Source organism: Geomicrobium sp. JSM 1781026 (assembly GCF_041949955.1).
Lineage (GTDB): Bacteria > Bacillota > Bacilli > Bacillales > Marinococcaceae > Geomicrobium_A.
Genome location: NZ_JBHFQF010000006.1, coordinates 132630 through 144541 on the forward strand (window position 1 = coordinate 132630; position 11912 = coordinate 144541).

17 protein-coding genes and 1 riboswitch are annotated in these 11912 nt (G+C 43.2%); of the genes, 13 read left to right on the top strand and 4 right to left on the bottom strand.

Annotated features, from left to right (window positions below; translation table 11 throughout):
* Positions 1 to 6 precede the first annotated feature (6 nt).
* Both ACE1TF_RS12415 and ACE1TF_RS12420 read left to right on the top strand, forming a co-directional pair.
* Positions 7 to 189, top strand: coding sequence for a hypothetical protein (locus tag ACE1TF_RS12415; RefSeq protein ID WP_375017163.1), 183 nt, complete (start codon positions 7 to 9; stop codon positions 187 to 189).
* 23 nt (positions 190 to 212) lie between these two features.
* Complete coding sequence (locus ACE1TF_RS12420) at positions 213 to 599, top strand: hypothetical protein (protein ID WP_375017165.1); 387 nt, start codon at positions 213 to 215, stop codon at positions 597 to 599.
* 71 nt (positions 600 to 670) lie between these two features.
* Here the strand turns inward: ACE1TF_RS12420 and serA are convergent, their stop codons facing one another.
* Positions 671 to 2260, bottom strand: a complete 1590-nt coding sequence (gene serA, locus ACE1TF_RS12425; RefSeq protein WP_375017168.1) for a phosphoglycerate dehydrogenase — start codon at positions 2258 to 2260, stop codon at positions 671 to 673.
* Positions 2261 to 2355: 95 nt separating this feature from the next.
* The gene (locus ACE1TF_RS12430; RefSeq protein ID WP_375017171.1) at positions 2356 to 2604 is read right to left on the bottom strand and encodes a ferredoxin; all 249 of its coding nucleotides are present in this window, start codon (positions 2602 to 2604) and stop codon (positions 2356 to 2358) included.
* A 155-nt stretch (positions 2605 to 2759) separates the two neighbouring features.
* Here ACE1TF_RS12430 and ACE1TF_RS12435 point away from each other — a divergent pair, with 155 nt between their 5' ends.
* Positions 2760 to 3014 (top strand): hypothetical protein, encoded by a 255-nt coding sequence (locus tag ACE1TF_RS12435; RefSeq protein ID WP_375017173.1) that lies wholly within the window; start codon positions 2760 to 2762, stop codon positions 3012 to 3014.
* A 62-nt stretch (positions 3015 to 3076) separates the two neighbouring features.
* Positions 3077 to 3496, top strand: a complete 420-nt coding sequence (locus ACE1TF_RS12440; RefSeq protein WP_375017175.1) for a DUF2663 family protein — start codon at positions 3077 to 3079, stop codon at positions 3494 to 3496.
* On the opposite strand, the gene ACE1TF_RS12445 is transcribed toward ACE1TF_RS12440, so the two are convergent.
* Together ACE1TF_RS12445 and ACE1TF_RS12450 are read right to left on the bottom strand one after the other, a co-directional pair.
* Complete coding sequence (locus ACE1TF_RS12445; RefSeq protein ID WP_375017177.1) at positions 3497 to 3697, bottom strand: hypothetical protein; 201 nt, start codon at positions 3695 to 3697, stop codon at positions 3497 to 3499.
* A 123-nt stretch (positions 3698 to 3820) separates the two neighbouring features.
* Entirely contained in the window at positions 3821 to 3994 is a 174-nt protein-coding gene (locus ACE1TF_RS12450; protein WP_193744637.1) for a hypothetical protein, read from the bottom strand.
* Between the two features lie 108 nt (positions 3995 to 4102).
* Between ACE1TF_RS12450 and ACE1TF_RS12455 the strand changes: the two genes are divergently transcribed.
* From ACE1TF_RS12455 to ACE1TF_RS12495, 9 genes are all read left to right on the top strand, one after another.
* Positions 4103 to 4786, top strand: a complete 684-nt coding sequence (locus ACE1TF_RS12455) for an SIR2 family NAD-dependent protein deacylase (protein WP_375017179.1) — start codon at positions 4103 to 4105, stop codon at positions 4784 to 4786.
* A gap of 6 nt (positions 4787 to 4792) precedes the next feature.
* Entirely contained in the window at positions 4793 to 5542 is a 750-nt protein-coding gene (locus tag ACE1TF_RS12460; RefSeq protein WP_375017181.1) for a metallophosphoesterase, read from the top strand.
* A 110-nt stretch (positions 5543 to 5652) separates the two neighbouring features.
* Positions 5653 to 6273 (top strand): genetic competence negative regulator, encoded by a 621-nt coding sequence (locus ACE1TF_RS12465; protein WP_375017183.1) that lies wholly within the window; start codon positions 5653 to 5655, stop codon positions 6271 to 6273.
* A gap of 102 nt (positions 6274 to 6375) precedes the next feature.
* Positions 6376 to 7683, top strand: a complete 1308-nt coding sequence (locus tag ACE1TF_RS12470; RefSeq protein ID WP_042397566.1) for a Glu/Leu/Phe/Val family dehydrogenase — start codon at positions 6376 to 6378, stop codon at positions 7681 to 7683.
* 12 nt (positions 7684 to 7695) lie between these two features.
* On the top strand, positions 7696 to 8688 hold the full coding sequence (locus tag ACE1TF_RS12475; protein WP_375017185.1) for a YpdA family putative bacillithiol disulfide reductase: 993 nt from the start codon (positions 7696 to 7698) through the stop codon (positions 8686 to 8688).
* An 11-nt stretch (positions 8689 to 8699) separates the two neighbouring features.
* The gene (locus ACE1TF_RS12480; RefSeq protein WP_375017187.1) at positions 8700 to 9674 is read left to right on the top strand and encodes an asparaginase; all 975 of its coding nucleotides are present in this window, start codon (positions 8700 to 8702) and stop codon (positions 9672 to 9674) included.
* A gap of 19 nt (positions 9675 to 9693) precedes the next feature.
* Positions 9694 to 10359, top strand: coding sequence for a glutamic-type intramembrane protease PrsW (gene prsW / locus ACE1TF_RS12485; RefSeq protein WP_042397569.1), 666 nt, complete (start codon positions 9694 to 9696; stop codon positions 10357 to 10359).
* A 12-nt stretch (positions 10360 to 10371) separates the two neighbouring features.
* Positions 10372 to 10536 carry a hypothetical protein gene (locus tag ACE1TF_RS12490; RefSeq protein WP_193744228.1) on the top strand — a complete coding sequence of 55 codons (165 nt, stop codon included), beginning with the start codon at positions 10372 to 10374 and terminating at the stop codon, positions 10534 to 10536.
* Between the two features lie 62 nt (positions 10537 to 10598).
* Positions 10599 to 10702: riboswitch (SAM riboswitch) on the top strand.
* 82 nt (positions 10703 to 10784) lie between these two features.
* The gene (locus tag ACE1TF_RS12495; protein WP_042397571.1) at positions 10785 to 11906 is read left to right on the top strand and encodes a methionine biosynthesis PLP-dependent protein; all 1122 of its coding nucleotides are present in this window, start codon (positions 10785 to 10787) and stop codon (positions 11904 to 11906) included.
* Positions 11907 to 11912 lie beyond the last annotated feature (6 nt).

Here is an 11912-nt window from a genome sequence, read left to right on the forward strand (position 1 = left end):
CGTGAGGTGCTGGATTATGTAAAAAGAATGTGTGTCGTGTTTGTTTTTGCATCAATACTTTTGTCTTTGTTGAATTTCTTTGTGCTACTCATTGAAGAGCCAGAGTTTAGTCACATCTCTACTGAAGTATGGGTAGGGAAAACGACGATGAATGATGCAAGCTTGGTGCGAAGTATATTAAACGAGTAAAAGTATGAGAGGAGTCAGAGTGGATGGAAGCCCAGAATATGCCGGCTGCAATGCTTCGCTGGTTAAATGATCAGGAGAAAAACAGCGAAGAAGCGTGGCTATTAATTCTATTCCGTTCTGTGCTCACGATGATTCATCGTCAACAACCGGTTCGCTTAGACACAGATGGCTTATTGACTGCATCCTTTTGGAAGCACATCGAAGCACGATTAGAGTATTCGTTGCTCGAGCATAAAAAGCCAAAGGCTGTAAACTTATATCGATTTTTCCATCGCGTCGCAGATCAAGAAAAGTGGCTACTCCTGACAAGTGAGCATGCTTGTTTGACAGAAGAAGGGGAGCGGTTTTTATCGCAGAAGGAGGAAACACAACTGGCTGTGATTCTGTACCACTTCTTTCCTGAGCCGTAAAAACGCACAACGCATATGTTCAACAAAAAGGACTCCGCAAAGGAGTCCTTTTTTTATCGTTAAAAAGAAAATTATAACTCGATAAGGTCTGCCGCTAGGATGGCATCGATTGATAATAAATCACGAAGGGCGGCATCAGGCACTTCTTTATCGACAGACAGCATCATAATTGCGTCTCCGCCTTCTTCTTTTCTTCCTACTTGCATCGTTGCAATATTCAACCCGTGTTCTCCAATCAATTGTCCCATTTCGCCAATAACACCTGGCTGGTCGTTATGACGAATATAGAGAAGGTGACCTGAAGGAAATAAGTCAACGTTAAATTCATTGATTCGTACAATTCTCGGTCCGTATGCATCGACATATGTTCCTCGAACAAGAAACTCTCCAGCTGTGCCTGAAATGTTAGCTTCTACGATATTTGCATATCCGTGCGCATCTGAGCTATGGATTTCGCTATATGAAATTCCTCGTTCTTTTGCGATCACCCCTGCGTTCACTTCATTGACCCCTGCGTCTACTCTTGGCGACAAGAACCCAGCCATAAAGCTTCTCGTGAGTACCGAAGTTTCTTCATTGGCAATCGTGCCACTAAATGTTACATCAATATGCTTCACCGCTGTTTTCACACATTGTGACGCGAAGTGCCCCATCAGTTTCGTAAGGTTGTAATACGGTTTAATTTTGTCATACAATTCTTCAGAAATTGCCGGTAAGTTCAAAGAATGAATGGCTGGCGCACCTTGCAAGACGTGTACAATTTCCTCAGAAACCTGCGAGGCGACACTTTCCTGAGCTTCGACTGTAGAGGCTGCGATATGAGGTGTTGCCACGACCTCTTTCAAGGAAATTAATTCATAATGATCGGTCGGCTCGTTTTCAAAAACATCGAGTGCAGCGCCTCGAATATGACCCGATTCAATCGCTTTACGCAATGCTTCTTCATCAATGATGCCGCCTCGTGCGCAGTTAAGCAACAACACACCTTTCTTCGTTTTCGCAAGGTTCTTCTCACCAAGTAACCCTTTTGTTTCTTTGGTAAGAGGGGTATGTACTGTGATGACATCGGCTTCTTGCAAGAGATCATCAAACGTGACGAGGGACACCCCGGCCTTTTTTGCTCGTTCTGGCGTTAAAAAAGGATCAAATACGATGACGTTCATTTGGAACGCTGCCGCTCGTTTTGAAAGTTCTGAACCAATACGGCCGAAGCCGATAATGCCGAGTGTTTTTCCTCTTAGTTCCATTCCTTGAAAAGCTTTTCGATTCCATTCACGATCTTTCACAGACACATAGGCTTGCGGTATATTTCTTGCTAAGGAAATCATCATCGCAAATGTATGCTCAGCAGTAGAAATGGTGTTACCATCAGGGGCATTAATGACGATTACGCCATGTTTTGTGGCAGCGTCAAGATCGATATTATCAATCCCGACACCTGCTCTGGCTACAATTTTTAAATTCGGCAATCTTTGGAGTAGTGCTTCATCAACTTGCGTGGCACTACGTACAATTAAAGCAGTGAACTTTTCTAGTGATTCGACTTGATCTGGGGAACTTTCCACGACCTCTATGGAAGGTTCATCATGTAGTGGTTTTAACCCTTCCTTGCTCATGTGATCTGCTACAAGTACGTAAATGGTCTGACTCAATCGGTCCATCTCCTTTTTCTCTATGTGTTTAATTCACTGACGCACGAAAGTAAAATGGGAATGAAAATACCTCGTCTTCGAGGTAGGGTTTCGATGGGCTTCGTTCATTCATTTCGGAGAGGGTCTCCGAAAAAAGGCTCATTCGCATATTTAATCGAATCTGACGGGCAGCCTTCATAAGCGTCCATGAAACAATCTTCATCTGCTTCTGAGATAGGGGTCGTTCCTTGATTATCATCAGGTGTGAAGCTGGCGAGCCCTTCTTCATCGTAATCATAAAGGTTGGGAGCAGATAGACTGCAAGCGCCGCAAGCGATACATGTATCCTTGTCAACGATCGAGTATATGTTCATTTCACTATCCCTCCACAATTGGTCTCCTTTCTATTTTATGATGATTATCGTTTTTTTTCAACGTGTTCACACGAACGTTGAAACAGGATATTTGTCAAATTACCGGGAATACGTTACTGTACAAGTAACTTATGGCAACGAAAGGGGTGGGTCACTTGGCGGAGAAGTACCGAAGTCGAAAGTATAATCAACAAAGTGAGCAAGAAGTTTCGGCAACGCTCACCCCTAGAAGAATGGATACGTATCGCAGGCAATCAAGAAGATCCATTGACGATGGCCAAGAGGTAGAAGAGAACGAACAACCCGAAACGACAAGAAGGGTACAAAAAAAGAGTCCAAGACTCATACAAATTCTCACGATTGTTTTCGTACTGCTTGTTTTTGTCACGCTCGTTTTTGCCATTCAGTAGCATTCATACATTGTCCTAGCCAGCATATAGTGTAGGAAGAGGTGGTTAGGGTGGTCGTGGATGTGAACAAGCAGATGTCTCCATTTGCTAGACGTTTACTTACAGAATTAATTTCGAGAAAACAAGAAGAAAAGAAGCAAGAAAAGCGCGTCATCTTCTGTGGATGGGTATCTACTGCTGCTTGGATCATCTTAGTCGGGATCTTTTTTCTCGCTGCAAATCAAGGAGAGTACACAGTTATTGAATACATGATCAATTCTTCGTATGTGCTCCCGCTCTTCGTCATAGCAGGAGGGTTGACTTTCTACTTAACCATTGTGAAGAAGCGGTACGATGAAGCGGAGAAAGATTATAAATCATTGCGAAATGAAATCATTGAACGGTACGATGAATTATGGCCAACGACCGTTGAAGCGAATCGTCGCTATGAAACGTTAGAATGGCTAGAGCGTGTGCATGGGGTGAACCTTTTTCATCAATAATCACTCTGTTGGCGCAATTCCGATAATTAGATAATCTCTGCGCATAAACCACGTTCTTGAAACGTTAATGAAGTGGGGAGTGATCGCCTGAATCCTCCCAAAGGCAAGTGTCTTTTGCCTTGTTCGGCAGTAGATTTTTACTGGCATTCCGACCCGTTGATTAAATTGTAAGTCTTCATTAAAAATAAGCATCTGTCTCATCGTGTCGCCTCCTTACCGTGCAATACATTCATTCTAACTGAACATTCAATATTTCAAAAGCGGACATATGCCTGGTTTTCTAAAGCAACGAGGTGGCACAGTTGCCAACCTCGTTGCTTTATGTCATGTAGCAGAAAAATCTTGGGCGAGTATAAGACCGGCAAAGCATAAGAGTACGCCGGCACCCATCATAATGAATGGAACTGTCATCTTTTTTTTCATGTATAATAATAAGAGCAATAAAAAAAATCCAATTCCAAAAAGAGCTGTTCCGACAATAAAAATTAAATATTCCATCTCACACCTCAAACTGACTCTGTCATAGTTTAATTATAAGAGAAATGACCTACCTCATCCAGTGTTAGGTGATGGCAATTTCATGAACGGTCGAAGGAGGAACATTCCATGATACCAACAGATGTGAAACGAGTCGCAATTCTAACCGGTGCAGGGATGTCTACAGAGTCGGGAATCCCAGATTTTCGATCTGAGACAGGGTTATGGCAATCGTTTCGCCCCGAAGAAGTGGCGAGTGTTCAAGCACTATCGAATCATCCAGATGTGTTTCAATCTTTTTATCGAGAACGGATAAAAAAATTAGAGACGATCGAACCACATGTCGGGCATCGGTTGATGAAACAGTTGGAAGAACAAGGGAAATTACATATGCTTGCTACGCAAAACGTCGACGGTCTTCATCAACAAGCGGGAAATGAAAACGTTTTAGAGCTGCACGGAAACATCCAAACGATACGTTGTCATGCATGTGAAACCTCCCATGACTTGGGAGCATTCATGCAAGGTGACCATTGTCGCGTGTGCGGGGGGATGTTGCGACCGAATGTCGTTTTGTTTGGGGAAATGCTCCCCCTAGACGTATGGGGAGAAGCCATCCAAAAAATTGAAGAAGCAGATTGTTTGATCGTCATTGGAACGAGTATGCAAGTAAGTCCAGTGAATCAACTGCCAGGCTATGCCCGCGGTTACACAATATATATAAACCACGAGTCAAGTGAGTACCCTTTTGACAAGTGGATGGAGATGAGTGCTAGTGAAGGAATGCAACAACTTATGGATCGCTGGGCGTAGCAGAAGATGATCGGCGTAGGGGCGCTGCTGTTTGTCATGGGGATCGGTTTACTCGTATATATGGGTGTTGAAGCAAAGCGCTGCCGCGTTCGCGAGCATCAACTCATTGTTGCGGGTCAGTCTCAACCGGTAACGTTGTTGTTCATCAGTGATGTGCATCGACGAGTCATTAAAGAGAATTGGGTAAAAAAAGTGATTCACTCACAAGTTGACGTCGTAATTATTGGTGGCGACTTGTTAGAGCGAGGAACACCATTATCAAGAACAGATGAAAACTTGCGTGTACTTTCACAGATTGCTGACGACGTATTGTTTGTGTATGGCAATCATGACATGAATGTTGCGAAACCGTCACTCGTACGTCTTTTTCAAAAGTACGGCGTACGCACATTAGAGAATGAACATGCGTGGATGAACGAAGGCAGTTTGCATGTTTTTGGGACGAAAGATCATACCTCTTCACAAGCGGTTGTGCAGCCAATTTCTAACCGTGCGTCGATTAATGTCCTCGTCAGTCATAATCCTAACGTCCCAAGAATGTATAAGGACAGCCAAGACTATGACTTGATTTTGAGCGGGCATACACACGGAGGACAAATTCGTATATTTGGTTTTGGCATTCGCGAAGCAGGTAAATGGCAACCGTTTGGGTCTGGTCAGTTGTTAATTAGTAACGGCTTTGGTACACGCAGACTGCCTCTTCGCCTCGGTGCTCCAGCTGAAGTACACTTGATTCGCATCGCTCCTCCCGAGTAAAAAGGGCCTTTCAATGTCCTCCTGTTAAAGAACACGGATAAGGCATCGTGAATAGCTTATAGAAATGAACTGCTTTCACGATTTGCCTACAGGGAAAAGGAGGGCCGGCGATGCGTCTTGAAAGAATTGCCGCCAATAAAATAAAGGTATTTTTAACGTTTGATGATCTTAAAGAACGCGGCCTGACAAAAGATGATCTATGGCTAGATCGACCGAAAGTTCATCAATTGTTCCGAGAGTTAATTCTTGAAGCAGATGTGACCTTTGGGTTTAAAGTAGATGGAGGATTATCGGTAGAAGTATTTTCTTTGCCTGCTCAAGGAATGGTCATTCACATATCAAAGAATGAAGAAGATATTTCAGAAGAAGACGATATGATTGAAATGGATATTACCGTTGACGAGCGACGTGACTTATTTTATAAATTTCAAGACTTTGAAGCGGTACTTCAGCTCGTGAAACAGCTGCATCGTTTAGGCGTAAAAAGCGGGAAGCTACTCACAATGCAAGATCGTTATTATTTATACTTTCCATCAACAGCGACAAGGTTTTTAGGATATGATCGCTTTATCGCCATCATATCTGAATACGGAGATGTATGTGCTTACTCTCATGTAGCTGTTGAGGAACACGGCAGACAGCTTATAGAAACAGGAGCAGTTCAACGGCTAAATATGGTATTTTTTAATAATAAACCAAACAAACAAGTGGAAAAAAAGATCGATCTTTAATATAGTAAGATTATAGTGTTTTTATTGATGTGTATTGGTGTGCTCGTCCGGAGTTACAGGAGTAGCCTTGACTCCGGCTTAACTATATGGAGGTGGCCCACAATGGGGAATAAACAAAAACAAGAACAGGCAGTTCTGGATCCAGACTCGAGTCAAAAAAAGGCTGTGAACTCTAGATTAGAAGCCTTTCAACAGATTGTCTCGAATGCTCTTTCTTCTTTTGGCTATTCCAGTGACCTTACAAAGATTTTGACCTCGCCTTTTCGTACTTATAAAGTATCCATTCCTGTAAAGATGGACGATGGAAGCACGGAAGTCTTTACCGGGTATCGTGTGCAACATAATGATGCTGCAGGATCAGCTATTGGAAGTGTAATTTTACATCCCACGTTTCATGAAACCGATGTACAAGCATTAGCGATTCGCACGTCTCTTCAAGCTGGCATGCTCGATCTCCCATACAGTGGAGCGAGTGGTGCAATCATTTGCAACCCTTCGGAACTGTCCTATCAAGAACTTGAACAGCTCAGCCGTGGTTATGTGCGGGCTGTGTTGCCGCTACTTTCTGCAACGAAAGATGTTATTACACCTGAAATCCCAACAACGGCGAACATTCAGCTTATGTCGTGGATGTATGATGAACTGCTTAATATTAAACCAGACAATGCCACCCAACCTGTTGCCGGACGTGCAGAAGCTTTAGGAGGCATTAAGGGACGGGACCACGCGATTGCTAAAGGCGCATACTATAGTCTTGAAGCCGCTCTTGAGGTGAAAGACGTTGATTTGTCCGGCTCTAAAGTTATCGTTCACGGGTTTGGCGATACGGGGGCATATTTGGCGAAGAGAATTGAAGCAGCTGGGGGTATTGTTGTCGGCGTTTCGGACGGTCATGGCGCATTATATGATGCTGACGGTTTGGACATTGATTACCTACTAGACCGTAGAGATAGTTTCGGTATGGTGACGAATTTGTTCAGAAAGTCGATATCAAAAGAACGGTTATTGTCGTCGGAGTGCGACATATTAATTGATGCGTCGATTCATAAAGACACGATGACGGAAAAAGCCGTCTCCAGTATACAAGCAAAAGTGATTGTTGAAACAGCAAAACAAACGTTAAACAACGAGGCAACAGAGATCTTAAGGAAAAATGGCAAACTGATTGTGCCTGAAATTCTATCTGGTCTTGGGAATCTCGCTCTTTCTGCTTTGGAACAACAGCAAGACTATAAAAAAGAGACGTTTACAGAAGATGAAGTGAACGAACGTCTGAAAGCGTCCATGAAACATGCCTTTATGAATACGTATCATCTATCAAATACCGAGCAAATCAACATGCGCGAAGCAGCATATATGATCGGGATCAGAAAGCACGCAGATGCTTTTGTACATCGAGGATGGTCATAAGGAAGTGACAGTTTGAAACGAGAAAAAGTGATTATTGTCGGCGCAGGTCCATGCGGGCTTGCTGCCGCCATTCGTTTACAAGAAAAAGGTGTAGAAGCGCGAGTGATTGAGAAAGATAATATCGTCTCTTCCATTTTTCGTTATCCAACACACCAAACGTTCTTTAGCACGGCTAGAAAGTTAGAAATTGGTGACGTTCCTTTTTATTCGACAAACCAAAAGCCGAAACGCAATGAGGCACTCGTCTACTATCGTGAAGTTGTAGAGCGTAAGCGTGTGTCCGTCAATCGATATGAATCCGTGCAGTCTGTTGAACCTTTTGATGATGGAACTTTTCATGTGGAAACGAGAAAACAAAAAGGTGAGTATTGCGAGTATCATGCCGATTATGTCATTATTGCGACCGGATATTACGATCATCCAAATGCATTAGGGGTGGCGGGAGAAGAGCTCTCTCATGTGTATCACTATTTTAAAGAAGCACACCCGTATCAAGGTCAGCAAGTGGTTGTCATTGGTGGCAAGAATTCGGCCGTCGATGCAGCGATGGAGTTGGAAAAGGCAGGCGCTCAAGTGACGGTTATTTATCGTGGCGCGGATTATTCACCGAAAGTAAAACCGTGGATTCTTCCGCAATTCACATCACTCGTGAACAATGGTCATATTCAAATGGTTTTTGAAGCAAATATTACCGAAATTACACAAGACGTCGTCCGTTATGTCACAACAGACGATGAGGAGCATGACCTTCCTGCAGACTTTGTGTTTGCCATGATTGGCTACCACCCTGACCATGCGTTTTTAGAAGAGATGGGTGTAAAAATGGATGCGACGTCTGGACGACCGTTTTATAAACCTGATTCGATGGAAACAAACGTCAAAAACTTATTCATTGCTGGTGTCATAGCCGCTGGCAACAACGCAAATGAAATTTTTATTGAAACAGGCAGACATCACGGAGATGCGATTGCTGAAGTCATCGCACATCGAGAAATCAGCCAATGAGAGGTGAGTAGATGCAATCCATTGCACTCGTAACAACGGGGGGGACAATTGCCAGTAAAGAAACGAAAGAAGGCAAGTTAGTCGCTGGGGAGCTAGACGGTGAAGAGTTAGTCGCTTCATTGGATGCTCCTTTTGACGTTTCTTTAGAGATTTGTTCCGCTGTGTCCAAGCCGTCCATTCACTTAACATTTACAGACTTGTGGAACGTAAGAGAAGTGGTGATGGACTATTGTAAAGATCCAAGTATTACCGGTGTGGTCGTTACGTCAGGAACAGATACGTTAGAAGAAGTTGCTTACTTCTTAGAGTTAACGTTACCGGTGTCTAAACCTGTCGTCGTCACTGGCTCACAACGTGGGCCTGAACAAGTCGGTAGCGACGCTTCTGTGAATTTAAGAAATGCGGTCATTACCGCATCTGACGCCAGAGTAAAAGAGTTAGGTGTAGTGGTTATCTTTAATGAGAGAATGTTCTCTGCTAAATATGTTAGAAAAGAACATGCAAGTAATGTTCAAGGTTTTAATGCTTTTGGTTACGGGTATTTTGGAATTGTTGATAATGATCAAGCACACATCTTCCAAAAACCACTCGTGCGTGAGGTTATTATTACTGAGCCGCGGTTTACTCCGAAAAAGGAGTTTCACGTTGAAATTTTGAAAGTTCATCTAGGTGCTTCTGCCGAAGTGCTGCAGTTCATGCTTGACTCATCGAGCATCGATGGGATCGTAATTGAGGGGCTTGGAAGAGGTCAAGTGCCAAAAGCGTACATGCCACTCATACGTAACGCCAAAAAACCGATCGTGATTACGACGAGTGCAGAAGAAGGAGAAGTATACCCTTCATACGATTATGAAGGCAGTACGTATGACTTGTTGAATCAAGGTGTGATTCTTGGCAAAGACTATAGTAGTAAGAAAGCAAAAGTAAAGTTATACGTGCTCTTATCAGCAGAACTAATGAACCTTCAGTCGGCATTCGACCAATAAATACGTAAAGGAAGTAGACATGAATGTTGTGGCGCTCATTTCTGTTGGATCTGCTCCTGCCTTGGCATTGCTCACGTATTTTTACTTAAGAAATGAATATGGAAGCGCTGGGTGGAGAGATGTTATTCGGGCATTTATTATCGGAATGCTCATCGTGTTTCCGATAATGGTCATACAATTTGCGCTGACAGAAGAAGGTTTGTTAACATCTAGATTGGCAGAGACATTTCTAAAATCAGCGTTGCTGGAAGAATTCTTTAAATGGTTTTTCTTGATTTTTACGGTCTATAAGTTTGGACAATTCACTGTGAAATTCGATGGAATTGTTTATGCTGTCGCACTTTCATTAGGATTCGCGACGCTGGAGAATATATTTTATCTTATAGGTCAAGGCCCTGACGCGGTTATAGGAAGAGCGCTATTCCCAGTGAGTGGACATGCACTTTTCGGTGTGATTATGGGTTATTATTTAGGTTCTGCCCGTTATCAAGTACGGGGTCAAAGGAAGAAATGGCTCATGTATAGCTTGATTCTTCCCGTCGTCTTTCACGGTATCTTTAATCTAGTGCTCACTTATTCCAACAATTGGATGCCGTTTGTCCTCATTCCGTTTATGATTTTTTTATGGTGGTTAGGCTTAAGTAAGGTAAAAAAAGCAAATGAAAACAGTAAACAGTCAGTTTAAGGAGGGAGCTTCATGACGACAGATGCGAGGTATCGAATCGTCATCCGCTGTCCGAAGTGTGGAGAAAAGTATATTCTGCGCGGAAGGCAGAAGAATGACGGTGAATATGAGACAGGATTCAAACGATGTGTATGCGGAAATGAAGAAGAGCTCGTCATTGAAGCATCACCAGAATAGAAATATACTTGCAACCTGTTTCTGAATAAGGTATCGTAACACTACAACTAAATGAACAAGGAATCTTATCGTGAGAGACTGAGGGATAGGCCCTAAGAAGTCTCAGCAACCAGCTCAAGGAGTCAGGTGCTAATTCCTACTGGCATGATATGCCGAGAGATAAGAAGAAACATCGAAACGATCGTGTCTTCTTCATACTCTGAAGAGGGCATTTTTTATCTTTGGTTCACGTAGAGAGGATGATTTGAATGGCAAAGGGATATTCACAAGAAACGAAGCTCGTTCAGACAGGAAACCGAAGAGATGAAACGACCGGAGCGGTTAATGCCCCGATTTATATGAGCACTGCGTACCGTCATTCTGGTGTTGGGGAGTCTACAGGGTATGATTACGCCCGAACGAAAAACCCAACACGAGACGTTCTTGAAGAAGCGATTGCTGATTTGGAAATGGGATCGAGAGGTTTTGCTTGTAGTTCCGGAATGGCGGCGATTCAAACGGTTCTTTCATTGTTTGAACAAGGGGATGAAATTATTGCGTCCCTCGATCTATATGGAGGGACATATCGTTTGTTCCAACAGTTTTGGCCAAAGTGGGGCGTGAACATTCAATACGTTGACCCTAGAAACCTAGAATTACTCGAAGAAGCGATTACAGACAACACGCGTGCACTGTTCATTGAGACACCGACGAATCCGCAAATGCAGGAAGCGGATATTCAGCAAATTCAAGCGATTGCTAAAAGAAATAACGTTCTATTGATTGTTGACAATACGTTTTATACCCCGCTATTGCAAAAACCTTTAGAAGAAGGTGCAGATATTGTCATTCATAGCGCGACCAAGTATTTGGGCGGACATAATGATCTCGTAGCAGGATTAATTGCAGTGAAAGACCCAGCGATTGGGGAGAAATTGTTCGACATCCAAAATGGGATCGGAATGACGCTTGGGGCTTTTGACTGTTGGCTGCTCGTACGAGGAATGAAAACATTGTCATTACGTATGAAGAAACATGAAGAGAACGCGAAAGAAGTGGCTGTGTATCTAGACGAACACCCACTCGTGAAAGAAGTCCTTTATCCTGGCAAAGGTGGGATGTTATCGTTTCGTGTTACAAACCCAGAGCTCGTTGACCCACTTTTACGAAATCTATCACTCATTACGTTTGCTGAAAGCCTCGGTGGGGTGGAAAGTTTAATGACTTACCCGTCATCTCAAACCCATGCCGATGTTCCAGAGCACGTCCGATTAGAAATTGGCATCGATGAAACACTTATGAGAATGTCTTGTGGAATTGAAAGTGCAAACGACCTTACTAATGATCTTCGTTATGCTTTTGAAGAAGCGGCGAAACTCGTGAATGTATAGGAGGGC